Raw genomic sequence first — 18,980 nt, forward strand, 5'->3', positions numbered from 1 at the left:
CGCCGCACGGGCGGAATGCCGCTCGGCCGCTTCCGCCCAAAACGAAAAAACCGGGGACGCATCCCCGGTTCTCGTTTGCAGCAGCTACCCGATTACAGATGCGGCGTAATCGACGGCATCAGGTCATCAAACGTCCGTCCGCTGGCATTCTCGCCGATCGCATGCATCTTCCACTCGCCATTGTGACGGTACAGCTTGGCCATCACTTGGGCCGTGTGGGCGCCCTGCACCGAGAGGTCGTAGCGCGCCACTTCCTTGTTGCCGGAGGCGTCGAGCAGGCGGCAGTAGGCGTTTTGCACTTGCGAGAAGTTCTGGCCGGTGAAGCTGTTCACGGTGAACACGAGCGACTTCACGTTGCCCGGCACGGCGGACAGGTCGACGTTGATCTGCTCGTCGTCGCCGTCGCCGGCGCCGGTGCGGTTGTCGCCGGTGTGCTGGATGCTGCCGTCCTTGCTTTTCAGCTGGCGGAACCAGACCACGTCGACCGGACGGTTCGATTCGTCGAACATCACCACCGAGGCGTCGAGGTCGACGCTTTCGGTCTTGGCGCCGAAGCCGAGGAAGCCCTTCGATTTGATGGCGTCCCAGCCCAGGCCCATGGTCACACGGGTGAGCGCGCCGCCGCCCTCTTTCGAGAGCGAGATCTTCTGGCCTTTTTGCAGGTTGACAGTCATTGCGTATCTCCTAATTGGTTAGCGTGCGGGGGCCTGCATCCAGGCCTTGAAGGCGGCGCGGTTACGCGAACACACGTAGACCTTGCCCTTGCCCGAGAAGCGCAGGACCATGCCCTCGCCGCTGGTTTGGCTGTTGATCAGGTTACCCAGGAAGCCGCCACTGGTGCCGGTCGTGATCGAGATCTCGTAGCGTAGCGTGCTGTCCCAGCACACGACGTGCGAATTGTCGATGATCGCGTCCTTGCCCGGCTCGACTTCCAGCATCGACATCGATCCGAAACCCGACACCACCACCTGGCCCTGGCCGCTCGTCTCGGTGACGAAGAAGCCGCCGCTGTTGGCGAACAGCGCATTGCCGATGCTCTGGGTGCGCACGTTCAGGCCCACGTTCGAGCTGGCGGCGACAAAGGCGCCGTCGCTGATGATGTACTGGTTCGGACCGACGTCGACGATCTGCATCGCGCCCGGCAGCGTCGGCGAGAGCAGGCAGTCGCCGGCGCCGCGGGTGGCTTCGATGTGCTGCTGGAAGAAGGACTCGCCGTTGGCGAAGGTGCGCATCAGCGCGCTGCCGAGCCCGCCCCGCATCTTGCCCTTCAGGTCCAGGGTCGATTCCATCATCACCATCGCGTCGGATTCGCAATAGATGGTTTCGCCCTGGCGCATCGAGACGTGCAGGAAGGGATCGACGTCCCCGGTCACGGTAAAAGTTGGCATGTTCAGTAGCTTCCTTTATATGCGGCCCCCGGTCGGGGGGACCGCGAACCTGTATTGATTAAACGTTGACGCCGTAGTTCTTGGCGAGTGGCCCCAGGCCGCCCTGGAAGCCCTGGCCAATGGCGCGGAATTTCCAGTCGGCGCCGTTACGATACACCTCGCCGAAGATCATTGCCGCTTCCGTCGAGCCGTCTTCCGACAGGTCGTAGCGGGCGATCTCGCTGTCGCCATTGGCGTTCAGGCAGCGGATGAAGGCCTTGCCGACCATGCCGAAGTTCTGGCGGCGCGACTCGGCGTCGTGGATGGTCACGGCCAGCACGATTTTATCCACGTCCGCCGGGACCTTGGTCAGGTCGACGGCCACGGTTTCGTCGTCGCCCGCGCCTTCGCCGGTCTTGTTGTCGCCCGAGTGGACGACCGAGCCGTCGGCCGACTTCAGGTTGTTGTAGAAGATGAAGTCGGCGTCCGAACGTACCTTGCCCGACGAGTTCAGCATGAAGACCGCGCCGTCGAGGTCGAAGGCGGCGCCGTCGGTGGCGCGGGTGTCCCAGCCCAGGCCGACCTTCAGGTTGGTGAGGCCTGGGGCTTCTTTCGACAGGTTGACGTTGCCGCCTTTTTGCAGACTGATTGCCATGATTGTGTATCTCCTTAGTGAGGACTGCTTTTTGAACACCTGGGTTGCCACGCACAGCGAACTGGTGTTCTGCCATTCGCCGTGCGGTTCGTTTGCGGAGCGCCTTGTTCGGGCGCTCTCGCGTCATGCTGTGAATCTGTTCTTGCTCTGAACGCGTGGAGTCGGGACTCCACCCTACGTCACGGGGTTTCGTGGTGCGTCGTATCCGGTCGCCGCACATGTAGGGTGGAGTCCTGACTCCACGCGGTACGGCGCTTGCTCTGCCGCACCGCGTGGTATTACTGCTTACGCCAGCTCTTTGACTTCATGCCCTTCGAGCGCGGCATGCTTCTTCTTGTACTGGATCGACGACCACAGCGAAGCCGCAATGAAGGCCACACCCGTCAGACCGGTCACCAGCTCAGGCACGTGGAACTTCATACTTGCCAGCATGATCACGGCCAGGATACCGATCGCGTAGTGCGCGCCGTGTTCCAGGTACACGAACTCGTCCAGCGTGCCCTTCTTGACCAGGAAGACCGTCATCGAACGCACGAACATCGCGCCGATTGCCAGGCCCAGCATGATGATCACGACGTCGGAGGTGATCGCAAACGCGCCGATCACGCCGTCGAAGGAGAACGATGCGTCGAGCACCTCCAGGTACAGGAAGCCGCCGATACCGCCGGTCTTGACCATGTTGCCAACGTTGCTGTTCTCGTCCGACTCGCTCTTCTCGAGCAGGCTGCTGATCATGTCCACGCCGACGTAGACCAGGATGCCCCAGATACCGGCAACCAGAACGATCATGCGCTGGGCGTCGTCAACGAAGGTCGATGCGAACAGCAGGGACGCCAGCGCGACCATCACCGAGATCGAGGACACTTTACCGAACGAACCGAGCTTCTTCTCGAAGTTGCCCAGCCAGTGGGTTTCCTTCTCGTCATCCAGCAGGAAGTTCAGGAAGACCAGCATCAGGAACATACCGCCGAAGGCCGCCACTTCCGCGTGGTGCGCCGTCAGGTGGCCGGAGAAGGATTTCGGATCGGTCAGCGCCAGGTTCCAGACTTCGGTCAGGCCGAGGTCAGCCGCGACTGCGACGATGACGATCGGGAACACGAGACGCATACCGAACACGGCAATGATCATGCCCAGACCCAGGAACAGCTTGAGCCAGAACTCGTTCCAGCCTTTCAGGACCGAAGCGTTGACCACGGCGTTGTCGAAGGACAGCGAGACTTCCATGATCGACAGGATGGTGGCCACACCGATCGCCGTCAGCGCACCGGACGTGCCGCCGTGCTCGTAACCCCACCAGCCCGCCAATCCGAGACAGATGATCGTGACGAGGAATGACCCTCTGAAATGCTTCATATTGATTTCCCTTCCTTGTTAAAGTTGACAGGACGCAGTGTAAGGGCTGGCCACCTATTGAAAAAGCGAAGATAATCGAAGGATTACTTCGGAAAAACAGAAGAGATCGGGTTGAGATGCGAAACGCGAGCACGAATTTTCGCCATTTGTACTATTTCTGGGTGGTTGCCAAGGAAGGTAGCATCACGCGCGCTGCCGAGCGGCTCGGTTTGGCGGTGCAGACCGTCAGCAGCCAGATCGCCCTGCTCGAGCAGTCGCTGGGGAAATCGCTGTTCACCCAGCAGGGCCGGCGCCTGGTGCTGAGCGACGCGGGCGAGCTGGCACGCACCTATGCCGACCAGATCTTTTTGCTGGGCGAGCAGATGCAGGACGCGCTCGACCAGTCCTCGACCCTGCGCACCCGCGTCTCGGTCGGGATTTCCGATTCGCTGCCGAAACTGACCGCCTACCGCCTGCTGGAAGCGACCACCCAGCTGAGCACGCCGGTGCGCCTGGTCTGCCACGAGGACGAGTACGAAGCCCTGCTGGCCGACCTGGCCCTGCATAAACTCGACGTGGTGCTGACCGACCGCGCCCTGCCCACCGGCAGCACCCTGCGCGTGTTCAGCCACCTGCTGTTCGAAAGCGAGATGACGGTGGTCGGCACCGAGGCGCTGGCCGACAAGTACAAGAAGGATTTCCCGAAGAACTTGAACGGCGCGCCTTTCCTCCTGCCAACGAGGAATAATGCCTTGCGCGTCAAGATCGACGAGTGGTTCGAATTGCAGGGCGTGCATCCGGACATCGTCGGCGAATTCGAGGACAACGCTTTATTGAATACGTTTGGCCGGCGTGGCCTGGGCCTGTTCTTCGCGCCGGCGGCGCTGGCGAGCGACCTGGCGGAACAGTTGCAGGCGGTGCTGGTCGGCCGGGTGCCGCAGGTGCGCGAGCAGTTCTATGCGATCTCGAACGAGCGCAAGATCCAGCATCCGGCGGTCGAAGCAATTCTTGCCTCGATGCACTAAGCAGAGCTCGATACTGGTTGAGTTGTACAATAGGCATCAGCAGTACCCTTCTTCAACTCACTGTTTGTATGGAAAATCTTTTATTTGTCGTTCTGGCCCTGTTGTTGGTTGTGCTGAACGGCTTCTTCGTGGCGGCGGAATTCGGCATCGTCACCTTACGTAAAACCCGCGTGCGCGCCATCGCCAAGACTTCCGGACTGCGCGGGCGCATCCTGGCCAAGGTCCACGGCCAGCTCGACGAATATCTCTCCGCCTGCCAGCTCGGCATCACCCTCGCCTCGCTGGGCCTGGGCTGGGTCGGCGAACCGGCGTTTGCCAGCCTGCTCGAACCGGTGTTCGCCTTTGCCGGCGTGACCTCCCCGCAAGTCATCCACGGCGTGTCCTTCGTGATCGCCTTCAGCGTCATCTCCTTCCTGCACATCGTCGTCGGCGAGCTGGCGCCGAAATCGCTGGCGATCCGGATTCCCGAAGTGGTCGCCATGTGGTGCGCCCTGCCCCTGTACGGTTTTTACTGGGCCATGTACCCGGCGATCTGGCTGCTGAACGCCAGCGCCAACGCCACGCTGCGCGTGGCCGGCCTGTCCGGCGCCGGCAGTCACGACACCCATTATTCGACCGAGGAATTGAAACTCATCCTGCGCACCAATACCAGCACCGGCAAGGAAAAATTCACCCACGACGAGCGCCACATCCTGGCGCAGTCGCTGGAATTCAGTGAGATGGCCGTGTCCGACCTGATGCGCCCGATTAACGAAGTCATCGCCCTGCACGAAGACTTGTCGATCGAGGAAAACCTGGACACCGTGCGCCGCAACCGTTTCTCGCGCTATCCCTACTTCGATGAGGAAGGCGAGGAGGTGCTGGGCGTGATCCACCTGAAGGACCTGTTCTTTGCCCAGCAGTCGGGCAAGGACATCAGCGACCTGTCGCAATTCCTGCGTCCCGTCGAGACGATCTCGGCGCGCACGCCGGCCCAGGACATCTTCCGCCGCTTCCGCTCCGGCGCCCCGCACTTCGCCCTGATCGGCGAGAAGGGCAAGCGCCCGGTCGGCTTCATCACCCTCGACAACCTGCTGGGCGCGATGGTCGGCGAGATCCGCGACGAGTTCCGGATGAACGAGAATGACTGGCTGCCGCAGTCGGACGGCACCTATATCGGCAAGGCCTCGCTGCCAATTTATTCGCTGGAACGCCTGCTCGGCATCGACATCGACAACGAGGAAATGGGCCTGGACGACGTCGAATCGGTCGGCGGCCTCCTGATGGCGAAGCTGGGCGATATTCCGAAGCAGGGCCAGCGCATCGAGTTCCCGAAGTTCGACGTGGTGGTGAAGAAGACCAACGGTCCGCGCATCCTGCTGGTGAAAGTCATTCCCCGCCTGGAGCGTGGCGAAGACGAAGACGAGCTCGGTTGAGCGTACAAGGCGTTACAAACGGTTGGACCGTTGCCGCATTTGCATGCGTATAATGTTTCGTCGGCAATAGTCCAGTTCACAGTGAGCCCCGTATGAGCGTGCGTCTTCGCAACAACGTGACCGTCACGGGCACGGGTCCCATCACCCTCCTCTTCGCCCATGGTTTCGGCTGCGACCAGGTCGTCTGGCGTTTCATGACGCCGGCCTTCGAAGACCGTTACCGGGTGGTTGCCTTTGACCTCACCGGCAGCGGCAATTCCGACCTCTCCGCCCACGACCGCCGGCGCCACGGCAGCCTGCACGGCTATGCCGACGACCTGCTCGAGATCATCGACGAGGTGGGCGGCCCTGTGGTCTACGTCGGCCACTCGGTCAGCGCCATGATCGGCATGCTGGCCGCGATCAAGGCGCCCGAGCGCTTCCTGGCCCAGGTCATGATCGCGCCCTCTCCCTGCTACATCGACGATGCCGACTACCGCGGCGGCTTCAGCCGCGGCGACATCGAGGAGCTGATCGAGACCATGGATGCGAACTACCTCGGCTGGTCGAGCAGCATGGCGCCCGTGATCATGGGCGCGCCGAATTTGCCGCACCTGGGCATCGAACTGACCAACAGCTTCTGCCGCAACGATCCCGCCATCGCCAGGCACTTCGGCCGCGTCACCTTCCTCTCGGACCACCGCGCCGACCTCGCACATGTGCCTGCACAGGTGCCGGTCCTGATCCTGCAATGCAGCGACGACCTGATCGCGCCGCGCGCAGTGGGCGACTACCTGCAGCGCAGGCTGGCCGGCAGCCGCTTGCAGGAAGTGCGCAACGTCGGCCATTGTCCGCACATGAGCGCGCCGCAGGAATGCGTGCGCCTGACCCGGGAATTCCTCGACACCCTGGAGCCACGGGTGTGAACGTCCTGCCCGGCGACGACACGCTCTACCAGCACGCTCCCTGCGGCCTGCTGCTGACCGACGGCGCCGGCCTGATCCTGCGCGCGAACGCGACCTTTTGCCGCTGGCTCGGCTATTCGGCCGGCGCCCTGGTCGGCAAGGTACGCATTCAGGACCGGCTTCCCGTCGGCACCCGCCTGTTCCACCAGACCCACTGCCTGCCGCTGCTGCAGGTGCAAGGTTCGGTGGCGCAGCTGCAGGTCGAGATCCGCGATAGCGCCGGGCAGCGCATGCCGGTCCTGGTCAACATCGTACGCCGCATCGAGGATGGTGAAGTTCTCGACGAGTGGGCGCTGTTCGCCGTCAACGAGCGCCGTTCCTACGAGCGCGAGCTGCTGGCCGCGCGCAAGAGCGCCGAGCAGGCCCTCGACGCCCGGCTCGACGCCGAAACCCGGCTGCGCGCCCTGAACGTCGCCCTGTCGGATGCCGACCGCCGCAAGGACGAATTCCTCGCCACCCTGTCGCACGAGCTGCGCAACCCGCTGGCGCCGATGCGCAGCGCCATCGAGGTGCTGAAGCTCGAACATGGCGCCGGCTCGGACCGGCGTCCCCTGCTCGACGTCTTCGACCGCCAGCTGCATCACCTGACCCACCTGGTCGACGACCTGATGGAAGTCTCGCGCATCACGCAAGGCCGCATGGAGCTGCGGCGCGAACCCGTGCTGCTGGCCGAGATCGTGCGCGGTGCGCTCGAGGACGTGGCGGCCGGCATGCGCGCGGCCAGGCATGTGCTGTCGGTCGAGATCGCGGCGCCGCACGCGGTGGTGGACGCCGATCCGACGCGCCTGTTCCAGGTGGTCGTCAACCTGCTGACCAATGCCTGCAAGTACACCCCGCACGGCGGCGCGATCGCGCTGGAACTGAAGGCGGAAGGACGCGAAGCCCTGATCGTCGTGCGCGACAGCGGCATCGGCATCCCGGCGCATGCGCTGGACAGCGTGTTCGACATGTTCTCGCAACTGAAACCGGCGCTCGACCGTTCGAAGGGAGGCCTTGGCATCGGCCTGGCCCTGGTGCGCGGCATCGTCGGCCTGCACGGTGGCAGCATCGAGGCGGCAAGCGAAGGCGAAGGCCGCGGCAGCACGTTTACCGTGCGCCTGCCGCTGGCCGCGGTGCAGGCTACACCGGATGCGCTGGAGGCTGCCCACGACGCCGTGCGTCCCGCCAGCGTGCTGGTGGTCGACGACAACGTCGACGCCGCCGAGACCCTGCAGATGTTCCTCGAACTCTCCGGCTGCATCGCCCGCGTCGCCCACGACAGCGCCGCCGCGCTCGACCTGCTGGAACGCTTCACGCCGCAAGTCGCCCTGTTCGACATCGGCCTGCCCGACATGAACGGCTACGAACTCGCCCGCCGCGTGCGCCAGTTGCCGGGCGGCGCCGACATGCTGCTGATCGCGGCTACCGGCTGGGGGCAGGAAGCCGACAAGCAGCTCGCCTTCGATGCGGGGTTCGATCATCATTTAACGAAGCCGATCGACTTCGACAAGCTAAGAGTACTGCTCGCTGCACCGTAGGGTGGAGTCCTGACTCCACGCGTCTACAACGCATCCCAATCGAAACGCGTTATCTCAACGCGAACCGTGCACCGCGTGGAGTCGGGACTCCACCCTACGTCACGCCACCGCTGCGTTCAACTCTTCATCGCGCACCCGATGCACCGACGCACACGACACTACCCCGCCCAACAACAACACCATCGCCACGCTCTCCCCCATCGTCGGCCACCTCCCCTCCCACAGGAAGCCATACAAGGCCGCAAACACCGTCTCGAACACAATCATCTGCCCCATCAAACTCAAAGGCAGCGTCCGACTCGCCACATTCCACAACCCGTTCCCGACCACCGAGCACAAAATCGCCACCGCGGTCACGATCCCCGTAAACGCCATCCACTCGCTGTGCGCATGCGCCGCCTGTGTCGTAAAGAACGCCGGCACGGCCAGCACGATGGCCTCGACACCGGTCACGACACCCACCAATAAACTCCACTCGTGTGCCGACACCGTCTCCAGCCGCGCCAGCCAGCGGCTGTTCGCCACCGCGTAGATCGTCCACGACACCAGCGCCCCGAACGCGCAACCTAGCCCCAGCAGAGATCCCGATCCCGCCGCCGACAGCGACTCCCAGCTGATGCACAGCAGCCCGGCGATGCTCAGCACCAGCGACGGCAGCAGCCGCCGCAGCGGCACCGCATGCCGGTCGCGGCTGCCGACCAGGGTCACGGCCACCGGCAGGAAGCCGATCACGAGCGAGGCCATCGCCACTCCGCCCCTTTGCACGGCGGTGGCCAGGAACAGGTAATAAATGATATTGCCGCAGAAGGCGAGCCAGGCCAGCGCCTTCCATTCCTTGCGCGTCAGCCTTGCCACCACGCGGCGCCATGTCGGCGCCAGCAAAGCCGCGGCTACCAGGCCGTAAGCGAGATAACGCCCGGCCGACAGCTGCAGCGGCGTAAAGCCGGGCGTCAGTTCAGGCGCGAGAAAAACGAGGCCCCAGACAGCACCCGCGGCGATGCCGGCACCGATGCCGAGCCAGTGTTTGTTGGTATTCATGTGCATTCTCCTGTCAGCCTCGATTCTGAATGGCCGACGGGGAGCAGTCTTGGCAGGAACTACTGAGAATTTGACGCTTTCTCGCGAAGCGCACGGCGATACGCGGCCGGCGTCACATCGAGCCCCTGGCGCATGGCCCGCGTCAGCGCGCTCTGATCGGAAAAGCCGGCCGCCTGGGCTACATCGGCAATCGAACGATTCGTACTCGCGAGAATGCGGCAAGCAAGGTCGATCCGCTTCTGCAGCAGCCAGGCATGCGGACTCGTATCGAGCTCCTCGCGAAACAGTGCGTGCAGGCGGCTGACGCTGATACGCGCGTACTGCGCCATCGATTCGGTCGACCAGGGGTTGCCCGGACTCGCCTCTACCTGCGCGAGCAATGCAGCCAGACGCGAACGCAGCTGCGGCGTCCCCAGCGCCAGCGTATCGAGCAGCAGCGGCACCCAGCCTTCGAGGTGCGCCGCCTGGACGGCGCGCTGCTCGGTGACCAGCTCCATGAACTCGATCAGCTTGCGCGCCGCAGAGCTGATCGCCGTGAACGGCTTTTCCTGCAGCCGCTGCCAGCCTTCATGCGTCAGCGCCGCGGCATCGATATCGAGGATCAGCGACCGGTTGCACGCCTCGCTCGACTGCGCATGCCAGGCCCCGACCGGCACGAAGGCGCCCTGCAGCGGATCGAGACGCCGACCCCGTCCCTCGATGGCCAGTTGCACTTCGCCCGATACGGGCAGAACGAGCTGAGCGTAGGCATGGCGATCCGGCTCCCGTTCTTCGGCGTAGGAGCGAAGTTCGATGTCGAAGAGTGAGGTTCCTGAAAGTGCCACAACAGTGTCCGGCCGGCCGATGAAGCGAAAAGTCTAGCATGGGAAGCCAAAGCCCTATTCTTCCCTCTGCGTGGCGACCGGAGCAGTCACTCCAACCGCGCGATTGCTGGTAAAAACTTCTAGCATAAGAGCAACTAGACTTATAGACTTAGCCTTTACAGCAAGGAATAAAAACGAATGAACGAAAAAAATGCTATCTGGTGGAGAAAAAATCGTGAGGCAGGATCGACAGCCTGGATCATCAGAAAGGGAGTAGTCCAGTTCGGCACAGCATTGTGCATGATGTTCTTTCTACCGATCCTGATGAATGACGCGCGCCAACTTATGCAGAACGTCGTCTATCTCCCCGTTTGCATTTTAGGAGGTGCGCTGTTTGGCTTGCTTACCTGGTACCCCATGGAATGGCAATATCGTCGTTATTTGTCAAAACACAGACAACCACCCTTATAAATGCGAGGCATAGGTATGATCAACATAGTTACGCCATAAGCACTTCCGGTTGGATGCCAACCTTTGCAAGAGTCCGGAAGGTGCAGCTTCCTGCGCCTGGTCGGCGCAGACCTAGATGATCTGGTTCAACTTTCTCATACCCTTTATAGGTTTAATATGAACAGAGGCTTAGAAGAACTAATTTATAGAATAAAGCGATTGGAAATCGAAGTGGAATCGGGCGATTCGAATATTCCGGAATCGATTTGGCGCATCCAATCTATTTTCGATGGACTAATATCTGACCTTTCGCGCGGCCGTTACGAACGACGTGAGGTGCCACAAGGGATCAAATCGATTCATCATCGCCTTAATCATTTAGAGGCGATGATCGATACGCTAAGATATACAAGATTCGAATGCGCAATGAGATCGGAAAGTGTTTTAGAACGCTTTCCACAGATGCTCACGGCATTAAATGATTCCAAGGCCAGCACCGTGGGTTACAAGGAATTCATAAAGAACTTAAATGGTTTTTTCGTTGAAAAGACCGCCGTCATCGTAGATCCCTATATTTTTTCGAACGGAAACGTGGCACAGAGCGACTATTGTACTTACGTGTTGGATATGATAGGTCCATGCCCGCAGCGCATTGATTTTTATTTCATGAAGAAAGATGGATATAAGAAATCCGTCGCCGATGTGATCTTCAAAAGTTTAACCTCTCGCGGCTGCACAGTGAATCTCTTCGAGTGCGTTAACATCCACGATAGGGTACTGATGAAACATTTTTCTACGGCTAATGATCCGGAAAAATCTCACTGGAAAGGCAGAGTAGTTGGCGCATCTGCAAACGGGATTGCGTCGCGCCCCACATATGTGATCGATATGCCTGCTGGAGATGCTGAAGGGTATTCAACGTATCTAAGTAACGTTCGCAAAACGGCAACGAAACATGCGTCGCCTCCTGTCTAAGCCAAGGAATATGCCTGCATCTCGGTTCGCGGGCAAGGCCAGGACAGGTCTGACATCTGGAAGGGACTCCTCCATAGCCCTGCATGACGGCCCAAATCAACAGATTTCCATTTGAGGTCATGTGGCTCTGGGTCAGGTCTGACATTCGTGGCTCTGGGGTCAGGGCTCTGGGGTCAGGTCTGACATTCGGACACGGCCTATTCCTTAACCCCTGCATGACGGCCAAATGATCAAATCTCCGGCTGAGGTCGTGTCTGATTGTCAGACCTGACCCCAGCCGTGTGACCCCAGCCGTGGTCATCAGCAAGCGCTATTACCGACTCGGCGTCACCCGCCACACCGTATTCGCCAGGTCATCCGCCACAATCAGCGCCCCGCGCGGATCGACGGTCACGCCGACTGGGCGCCCGCGCGTCTTGCCGTCGCTATCACGGAATCCGGTCACGAAGTCGACCGCCGGACCTGCAGGACGTCCGCCATTGAACGGCACGAAGACCACCTTGTAGCCCACCGGGTTGTTCGTGTTCCAGCTGCCATGCTCCCCAACGAAAGCGCCGTTGGCAAAGGCGCCGCCCATGACCGGCGCCGAGAAGCTCACGCCCAGCGCGGCGACGTGCGCGCCGAGGCTGTAGTCGGGCTTGATGGCGGCGGCGACCTTTTCCGGGTTCCCTGGCTGGACGCGGTTGTCGACGTTCTGGCCCCAGTAGCTGTACGGCCAGCCGTAGAAGCCGCCGTCGCGGATCGAGCTCAGGTAGTCCGGCACCAGGTCGGGGCCGATCTCGTCGCGCTCGTTGGCGACCGCCCACAGCTGTCCGGTTTCCGGATGCATCGCCAGTGCGGTCGGGTTGCGCACGCCGGTCGCGTAGGGCCGGTGGGCGCCGGTGGTGACGTCGATCTGCCAGATCATCGCGCGGTCCACTTCCGCTTCCATGCCGCGCTCGGTGATGTTGCTGTTCGAGCCGATGCCGACATAGGCGAAGCGCCCGTCGGGGCTGAGGGTCAGCGACTTGGTCCAGTGGTGGTTGATCTCGGACGGCAGTTGCGTGATCGTCTTCGGCGGGCCGCCGGCCTTGGTCTGGCCTTCGGTGTAGTCGAAGCTGACCAGGGCATCCTGGTTGGCGACGTACAGCTTGCCGTTGGCGAAGGCCAGTCCGTACGGGGCGTTCAGCTTGTCCGCGAACACCGTCTTGAGTTCGTAGTTGCCGTCCTTGTCGGCGTCGCGCAGCAGGGTCAGGCGGTTGCCGCTCTTGACCTTGGTGTTGCCCTTGGCCTTGATGTAGCCGGCGATCACATCCTTCGGTTTCAGCTTGGCCGCGCTGCCGCCACGGCCTTCCGCCACGATGATGTCGCCGTTCGGCAGCACGAGGGTCTGGCGTGGAATCGCCAGGTCGGTCGCGATCGCCGTGATGGTGTAGCCCTGGGGCACGGTCGGCTTGCGGTTGCCCCAGGCCTCCGGCTCGGCGATCTTCATGTCGGGCAGCAGGCCGCGGTGCGGTTCCGGGAGCTTCGGATCCGCGCCGAGCGACAGGGTCTTGCTGCCTTCGTTGCTGCAGGCGCCCAGCAGCAGCGCCACACCCATGACGATCAATACGTTCGCGCGTTTCATTGCACACCTCCCGCACGTGGTTGCAGGCCGATCCAGGCGGTGACCAGGATCAGGATGGTGACGATGATCGACAGCACCAGGCCAGCCGGCATGACGGCCCAGGCATCCTTGGCGTGCTGGAAAGCGTTGACCAGGCCCAGCACCCAGGTCACGAGCAGCAACAGGAAATAGGTCAGCGGCTGCCCGCCCTTGCGCGGCGCACGCACCAGTCCGACCAGCGCGCCCAGCAGGGCCAGCCCGGCGAACAGCTCGGCACCTGCAAGCAGCCAGGAAGCGAAATTGCTCCACTGGATCTGGTAAGTGTTGTGGTAGGCGATATCGCTCAGCAATGCGCCGAGGAACAGGGGTACCGCTCCGGCAAGCAGGAGCGTGTGAAGCAGCCCTGGCGGGCTGCGATAGACCGGGGTGGCCGTGGTGACGGTAGACATGAAAGGTCCTCGTGATGTTATTGTTATGCAAAGCATATCGCTTAGTCGAAAATGCTGTCGCATAATTAACCCCACTCAGGCCTCCTGTTCCCCCTTCTGCTTCACGATTGGATCGCGCGTTCCCGTCCATTCGCTCATCAAGGAATAGCCCACTGCCAGCAGCACCGGCCCGATGAACATGCCGACGAAGCCGAAGGCAATCACCCCGCCCAGCACGCCCAATAGCGTCAGCAGGAAAGGCAAACTGGTCCCGCGGCTGATCAGCATCGGACGCACGACGTTGTCGACGCCGCTGATCAGGACCGTGCCCCAGATCAGCATGAAGATGCCCCAGCCCGTCTCGCCCTGCGAGAACAGCCAGATCGTGGCGCTGCCCCAGATCAGCGGCGGACCGAAGGGCACCAGCGAGGTGACGAACACCAGCACCGACAGCAGCGGCACGGCCGGCACGCCGGCCATCGAGAAGCCGATCGCGGCCACCAGCGCCTGGGCCAGGGCCGTACCGAGCAGGCCGTACATGACGCCGCGCGTCGTCTGGCTGATCGTGTCGGACACGGATTCGGCGCCCTCGCCCATCACCTTGGCCATCATGCTGCTTGTGACCGCGATCAGCGCGTGGCCATCGCGGTAGAGGAAGAAGCTCACGAAAGCGGCCAGGCTCATCTGCACCACGCCCGTGCCCAGCATCAGGCCGCCGGCCATCAGGTAGTGGCGGGCCGGCTCGACCATGCGCTGGGCCAGGGCCAGCATCTGGTCGCGGCTGGCGACCAGTTGGCGCAAATAGACGTCGAGGGTGTCGCCGATGAAAGGCAGGTCGCGCACCCAGCCGGGGGGCACCAGGGCGCCGTGCTCGATGGCGTAGCGCAGCTGGCCGAAGGTGGTGGCGACGTCGTCGGCCAGGTTGTAGGCGACGATCGCGAGCGGGATGATGACGAGCAGGGTCAGCGAGAGCGTCATCGTCAGCGCCGCGAGCGAGCGGCGGCCCCGCATCGCGCGCAGCAGGCGCAGGTACAGGGGCCAGGACGAGATGACGACGGCGGCCGCGAACAGGATCGCGGGCAGGAAGGGTTTTAAGACGTAAAGGCAGCCCAGCGTGAGCAGGACGACCGTGGCGATGCGGGTGTAGTTTCTGCCTGAGCGTGGTTCCATGCCAGCCGTAAGAGATTGTCTTTACAAGACAATCATAACAGCTGACGCAGGTCGTGCACGATCGGGGCCGGGCCTTGTCCATGGCGCAGGAACAAACGTACGCGCCCTTCCTTGTCGAACACGTAGCTGCCCGCCGTGTGGTCGACCGTATAGCTGCCCGGTTCCTTGCCCGGCACCTTCGAGACAAAGACCTTGAATTCCTTGGCCGTTGCCGCCGTCTGTTCCGGCGTGCCGCGCAGGCCGAGGAAACGCTTGTCGAAGGCCGGCACGTAGGAGGCCAGCAGTTCCTGGGTATCGCGCTCCGGATCGAGCGTGACGAACAGCACCTGCACCTCGTTGCTCGAGGGGCCGAGTTCCTTCATCACGGCGGCCATTTCGGCCATCGTGGTCGGGCAGACGTCCGGGCACTGGGTGTAGCCGAAGAACAGCACCACCAGCTTGCCCTTGAAGTCGGCCAGGGTGCGCGCCTTGCCGTTGTGGTCGGTCAGCGAAAAGCCTTTCGCGTAGTCGAGGCCGGTCAGGTCCGTGTTCTGGAAGGCGGGCGTTTTCGTGCTCAGCTTGTCGCAGCCGGCGCCCAGCAGTGCCAGCGCCAGGAGACCGGCAGTGATCAGTCGTCGTTTCATGGATTAAAACCTGAAATAATGGTCGACCAGCAGCGCCGCAAACAGCAGCGACAGGTAGACGATCGAATAAGCAAAGGCCTTGCGCGCCACCTGGTCGCTGTAGTGCTTGTACACGCGCCAGGCGTGGCGCAGGAAGATCGCGTTCAGGATAATGGCGGCAACCAGGTAGATCAGGCCGCTCATGCGCACGATCCAGGGCAGCAAGGCGGTGGCGAACAGCGCCAGCGAATACAGCCAGACCTGCTGGCCGGTATAGGCCATGCCATGGGTCACCGGCAGCATCGGCAGGCCCGAGCGCGCGTAGTCCTCGCGGCGGTACATGGCCAGCGCCCAGAAGTGCGGCGGGGTCCAGACGAAAATGATCAGTACCAGCAGCCAGGCCTGCATCGGCACTTCGTTGGCGACCGCCGCCCAGCCCAGCGCCGGCGGCATCGCGCCCGACAGGCCGCCGATGACGATGTTCTGCGGCGTCGCCGGTTTCAGGTAGATCGTGTAGATGACGGCATAGCCGACGAAGGTGACGAAGGTCAGCCACATCGTCAGCGCGTTCACGAAGGCATACAGCACCCACATCCCGAGGCCGCCGATGATGGCGGAAAAGACCAGGGTCTGGTTGCGCGTCAGCTCGCCGCGCGCGGTGGCGCGCCGTGCGGTACGCGCCATGCGGGCGTCGATCTCGGCCTCGATCAGGCAGTTGACGGCAAAGGCGGCGCCCGCCAGCAGCCAGATCCCGACCGTGCCGGCGACCAGCACGCGCCAGCCGGGGAAGCCGTCGGTCGCCAGGAACATGCCGATGATGGCGCAGAAGACGGCGAGCTGGGTCACCCGGGGCTTGGTCAGCGTCCAGTATTGGGAGAAGCGGCTGGTGGATTGGAGGGCGGTCTGGGTGGTCATCGATACGAGTTCGCAGGAACGTCGGCATTCGCGGGGGCGCGCTGCGATACGTCGAGCAGGTGCTTGACCTTGTAGTTTAACATGGTCACCAGCAGGACGAGGAGAGCAGCCCCGGCGTTATGCAACACGGCAATCGCGAGCGGGAAGTCGAAGAACACGGTGGCGATGCCCGTGAAGAGCTGGGCCAGCAGCACCAGGCCGATCAGTTTCGCCGTCTTGCGCAGCGCCGGCTGGCGCGCCGCACGCCAGGCCGCCAGTCCCAGCACGAGCGTCACGACGATCGCGAAATTGCGGTGCACCCAGTGGATCGCGACCAGGGCCGAGAACTGCAGGTAGTGGCCGGCGGCCGTCTTGCCGAGTTCGCGCCACAGGGTGAAGCCGTGTTCGAAATCCATCTCCGGGACGAATTTTCCGTCGCAGAGCGGGAATTCGTCACAGGCGAGCGTTGCGTAGTTAGTGCTCACCCACCCGCCCAGTGCGATCTGGACGAGCAGCACGGCGGCAGCCAGCAGGGCCAGCGTGCGCAGCGACTTCACCGCAGCCAGGTCGCGGCTCGGTGCCAATGGTTTCATCAGGTGATTCTCGCGCTCGCCCAGCCAGACCAGCATCGCCAGCAGCAGCATGCCCAACAACAGGTGAATGGTGACGATCACCGGCTGCAGTTTCAGGGTCACGGTCCAGGCCCCGAAGGCGCCCTGCACGCAGACGAACAGGAACAGCGCCACCGGCAGCGACGGGGCGAAAGCCTGCTGATGGGTTTTGCGCCACTGGCGAATGGCCTGGAACATCAGCGCCATGATCAAGACGCCGATGCCCATCGCCAGGTAGCGGTGGATCATCTCGATCCAGGCTTTTACCTTGGTCACCGGACCGGTCGGCATCAGGGCCTCGGCCGCGGCGATCTGCTCGTGCGCGATGAAAGGATTGGCGGCGCCGTAGCAGCCCGGCCAGTCGGGGCAGCCCAGGCCCGAATCGGTCAGACGGGTAAAACCGCCGAACACGATCAGGTCGAAGGTCAAAAACACCATCACCCAGACCAGTTTGCGGTATTTGTTGGCGTCGTTCGACAGCCAGACCATAGTCAAGGGAATGCTGGCCACGAAAATGCCCATCAGGGCCAGCTGGAGCAAAGTCGAAGGATGCATGTCCGCTTAACCGATCGCCGAGGCTTTTAATAATTTGGACAAGTCCTTGTGCACCTTGCGCGGGTCCGGGTCTTTCGGGAAACGCATCATGAGGTTGCTGCGCGGGTCGATCAGGAAGATGTGGTCTTCCAGCTTCGTCCCCTGCTCGGTCGGCAGCCATTTCGCCAGCTGTTCGGGCGAGACGCGCAGCATGTGCATGTCGTCATAGCTGCGGATCAGGATGGTGTCGACCGGCTCCTGGTCGGTGATCAGCCAGGCGCGCTCGACGCGGTCCATGTTCTTGCCCTGCATGGTGCGCAGCTGGCGCATCGAGAACAGTTGTTTGGCGCAGGCCTCGTCGCAGCGTCCGCCGCCGACTTTCACCATGATCCACTTGCCGGCATAGTTTTCCAGCGTCTCCGGGCGGCCGTCGAGCGTCGTGCTGGACAGTTTCGGCATCGGGTGCGCGCGCTGGTCGATGATGGCGCCGTAATTGGTACGGCCGCTCGGCTTGATGACGTAAAAGGTGAGATACGAGGCGATGATCGGCGCCGCGCAGACCAGCAGCAGGAGACCCAGTTTCAGGCGGCCCTTGCGTTGTGCCTTGGCCGCGCCTTCAGACAGCTTGTTTTCTTCCACTTCGAAACCCTGTAATCACGAAAAATAAGGCAGCCATGGCCGCCAGCGCATACCACTGGAAGGCGTAGCCGCGGTGCTTGTCGACGCCCGTGCTGGGCGCCGGCCAGTCGCGCACCAGGCCTTCGCCCTGCCCGCTCTGCTGCACAAAGAAGGGCGCCAGCGCCAGGCCGCTCGCCTTGGCCACACTGTCCACGTCGAGGTTCTGCACCCGCATGCCGGGCTTCAGTTCCCCCGCGCCGCCGAGCTGCATGACGTGCCCCGCGCTGAGCGTTGCCACGCCCTCGATCGTCACCGTACGGTTCGGCGTTTGATAGTCCGGCAAGTGCGCGTAATCACTCGCATCGCGCGGCAACCACCCGCGCAGCACGAGCACATGTCTGTCCGAATCCGCTATTTTAAACGGCATCGCCAGGATGAATCCGGCCCGCCCATTCAGCGGCCGGTTATCCAGAAACAGCGGCCACCCGCTGACCCACTCCCCCGTCACCCGCACCCTTCGATATTCGATACTCGTAGGGTGGACTCCGTCCACGCGTACGTGCCCATCCACACCACCATCTCGACCAAAGACCACCGGCTCCGCCTTGCCACGTTCAAGCAACTTCGCCGCAATCCCCAGCTTCTCCTCCGCCCGCCTCGTCTGCCAGTTCCCCAGCATGACCCCGAGCACCACCAGCGCAACGGTAACGACGAACGGAATGACCCTAAACCTGAATGCCAAACGCATTACAATGAACCTCTACTCAACCCGCGAGCAAGAATAATGAAAATCTTCATCGCCATCGCCTTCATCCTGATCATCGCCAGCCTCGGCTCGGCGCTGTTCTTCCTGATGAAGGACAAGGGCCGCAGCAACCGCACGGTGCAGGCGCTGGCGATGCGCGTCGGCCTGTCGATCACGCTGTTCCTGATCGTGCTCGCTTCCTACAAGATGGGCTGGATTCATCCGACCGGCATCCGCTGAGCATTCTTCAGATACGACAAGGGGACAGCCAC

At 62.5% G+C, this 18,980-nt stretch carries 21 protein-coding genes; 7 read left to right on the top strand and 14 right to left on the bottom strand.

What is annotated here, in order from left to right; translation table 11 throughout:
• Window positions 1-92: 92 nt before the first annotated feature.
• The 4 genes from ACFPQ5_RS02095 to ACFPQ5_RS02110 form a co-directional block, all read right to left on the bottom strand.
• Window positions 93-674, bottom strand: a complete 582-nt coding sequence (locus ACFPQ5_RS02095; RefSeq protein ID WP_379751421.1) for a TerD family protein — start codon at window positions 672-674, stop codon at window positions 93-95.
• 18 nt (window positions 675-692) lie between these two features.
• Entirely contained in the window at window positions 693-1,388 is a 696-nt protein-coding gene (locus ACFPQ5_RS02100; protein ID WP_136220761.1) for a TIGR00266 family protein, read from the bottom strand.
• A gap of 58 nt (window positions 1,389-1,446) precedes the next feature.
• Complete coding sequence (locus tag ACFPQ5_RS02105; RefSeq protein ID WP_379751423.1) at window positions 1,447-2,022, bottom strand: TerD family protein; 576 nt, start codon at window positions 2,020-2,022, stop codon at window positions 1,447-1,449.
• Window positions 2,023-2,307: 285 nt separating this feature from the next.
• Window positions 2,308-3,375 carry a DUF475 domain-containing protein gene (locus ACFPQ5_RS02110; protein ID WP_379751425.1) on the bottom strand — a complete coding sequence of 356 codons (1,068 nt, stop codon included), beginning with the start codon at window positions 3,373-3,375 and terminating at the stop codon, window positions 2,308-2,310.
• A 116-nt stretch (window positions 3,376-3,491) separates the two neighbouring features.
• Here ACFPQ5_RS02110 and nhaR point away from each other — a divergent pair, with 116 nt between their 5' ends.
• From nhaR to ACFPQ5_RS02130, 4 genes are all read left to right on the top strand, one after another.
• Complete coding sequence (gene nhaR, locus ACFPQ5_RS02115) at window positions 3,492-4,379, top strand: transcriptional activator NhaR (protein WP_379751427.1); 888 nt, start codon at window positions 3,492-3,494, stop codon at window positions 4,377-4,379.
• A 68-nt stretch (window positions 4,380-4,447) separates the two neighbouring features.
• The gene (locus ACFPQ5_RS02120) at window positions 4,448-5,794 is read left to right on the top strand and encodes a hemolysin family protein (protein ID WP_379751429.1); all 1,347 of its coding nucleotides are present in this window, start codon (window positions 4,448-4,450) and stop codon (window positions 5,792-5,794) included.
• A gap of 92 nt (window positions 5,795-5,886) precedes the next feature.
• Entirely contained in the window at window positions 5,887-6,699 is an 813-nt protein-coding gene (locus ACFPQ5_RS02125) for an alpha/beta fold hydrolase (RefSeq protein ID WP_379751431.1), read from the top strand.
• Window positions 6,696-8,255: a hybrid sensor histidine kinase/response regulator gene (locus ACFPQ5_RS02130; RefSeq protein ID WP_379751433.1), complete on the top strand. Its 1,560-nt coding sequence runs from the start codon at window positions 6,696-6,698 to the stop codon at window positions 8,253-8,255. The genes ACFPQ5_RS02125 and ACFPQ5_RS02130 overlap by 4 nt, the downstream gene beginning before the upstream one ends.
• Window positions 8,256-8,354: 99 nt before the next feature.
• Here ACFPQ5_RS02130 and ACFPQ5_RS02135 read toward each other — a convergent pair whose 3' ends face one another.
• Window positions 8,355-9,293, bottom strand: coding sequence for a DMT family transporter (locus tag ACFPQ5_RS02135; RefSeq protein WP_379751435.1), 939 nt, complete (start codon window positions 9,291-9,293; stop codon window positions 8,355-8,357).
• Window positions 9,294-9,352: 59 nt separating this feature from the next.
• Complete coding sequence (locus ACFPQ5_RS02140) at window positions 9,353-10,117, bottom strand: AraC family transcriptional regulator (RefSeq protein WP_379751437.1); 765 nt, start codon at window positions 10,115-10,117, stop codon at window positions 9,353-9,355.
• Window positions 10,118-10,294: 177 nt separating this feature from the next.
• Between ACFPQ5_RS02140 and ACFPQ5_RS02145 the strand changes: the two genes are divergently transcribed.
• Window positions 10,295-10,567, top strand: a complete 273-nt coding sequence (locus ACFPQ5_RS02145; RefSeq protein WP_379751439.1) for a DUF6095 family protein — start codon at window positions 10,295-10,297, stop codon at window positions 10,565-10,567.
• Between the two features lie 198 nt (window positions 10,568-10,765).
• Window positions 10,766-11,521, top strand: a complete 756-nt coding sequence (locus tag ACFPQ5_RS02150) for a hypothetical protein (protein WP_379751441.1) — start codon at window positions 10,766-10,768, stop codon at window positions 11,519-11,521.
• A 313-nt stretch (window positions 11,522-11,834) separates the two neighbouring features.
• Here the strand turns inward: ACFPQ5_RS02150 and ACFPQ5_RS02155 are convergent, their stop codons facing one another.
• The 8 genes from ACFPQ5_RS02155 to ACFPQ5_RS02190 all read right to left on the bottom strand — a co-directional run bounded on the left by ACFPQ5_RS02155 (window position 11,835) and on the right by ACFPQ5_RS02190 (window position 18,711).
• Window positions 11,835-13,127, bottom strand: a complete 1,293-nt coding sequence (locus ACFPQ5_RS02155; RefSeq protein ID WP_379751443.1) for a PQQ-dependent sugar dehydrogenase — start codon at window positions 13,125-13,127, stop codon at window positions 11,835-11,837.
• Window positions 13,124-13,555, bottom strand: coding sequence for a DUF2231 domain-containing protein (locus tag ACFPQ5_RS02160; protein WP_379751445.1), 432 nt, complete (start codon window positions 13,553-13,555; stop codon window positions 13,124-13,126). The genes ACFPQ5_RS02155 and ACFPQ5_RS02160 overlap by 4 nt, the downstream gene beginning before the upstream one ends.
• 75 nt (window positions 13,556-13,630) lie before the next feature.
• Complete coding sequence (locus ACFPQ5_RS02165) at window positions 13,631-14,704, bottom strand: AI-2E family transporter (RefSeq protein WP_379751447.1); 1,074 nt, start codon at window positions 14,702-14,704, stop codon at window positions 13,631-13,633.
• A gap of 32 nt (window positions 14,705-14,736) precedes the next feature.
• Window positions 14,737-15,327: an SCO family protein gene (locus ACFPQ5_RS02170; RefSeq protein WP_379751449.1), complete on the bottom strand. Its 591-nt coding sequence runs from the start codon at window positions 15,325-15,327 to the stop codon at window positions 14,737-14,739.
• Between the two features lie 3 nt (window positions 15,328-15,330).
• Entirely contained in the window at window positions 15,331-16,221 is an 891-nt protein-coding gene (cyoE, locus tag ACFPQ5_RS02175; protein ID WP_379751451.1) for a heme o synthase, read from the bottom strand.
• A complete protein-coding gene (locus ACFPQ5_RS02180; RefSeq protein ID WP_379751453.1) occupies window positions 16,218-17,366 on the bottom strand; it encodes a COX15/CtaA family protein in 1,149 nt (382 codons plus the stop codon). The genes cyoE and ACFPQ5_RS02180 overlap by 4 nt, the downstream gene beginning before the upstream one ends.
• Window positions 17,367-17,372: 6 nt before the next feature.
• Window positions 17,373-17,984 carry an SCO family protein gene (locus ACFPQ5_RS02185; RefSeq protein ID WP_379751455.1) on the bottom strand — a complete coding sequence of 204 codons (612 nt, stop codon included), beginning with the start codon at window positions 17,982-17,984 and terminating at the stop codon, window positions 17,373-17,375.
• The gene (locus ACFPQ5_RS02190; RefSeq protein ID WP_379751457.1) at window positions 17,962-18,711 is read right to left on the bottom strand and encodes an SURF1 family protein; all 750 of its coding nucleotides are present in this window, start codon (window positions 18,709-18,711) and stop codon (window positions 17,962-17,964) included. The genes ACFPQ5_RS02185 and ACFPQ5_RS02190 overlap by 23 nt, the downstream gene beginning before the upstream one ends.
• A gap of 36 nt (window positions 18,712-18,747) precedes the next feature.
• On the opposite strand from ACFPQ5_RS02190, the gene ACFPQ5_RS02195 reads away from it, so the two are divergent.
• Complete coding sequence (locus ACFPQ5_RS02195) at window positions 18,748-18,948, top strand: twin transmembrane helix small protein (RefSeq protein WP_136220745.1); 201 nt, start codon at window positions 18,748-18,750, stop codon at window positions 18,946-18,948.
• Window positions 18,949-18,980: the final 32 nt, after the last annotated feature.

The sequence above is a fragment of the Massilia suwonensis genome, from assembly GCF_042655665.1.
GTDB lineage: Bacteria > Pseudomonadota > Gammaproteobacteria > Burkholderiales > Burkholderiaceae_D > Telluria > Telluria suwonensis.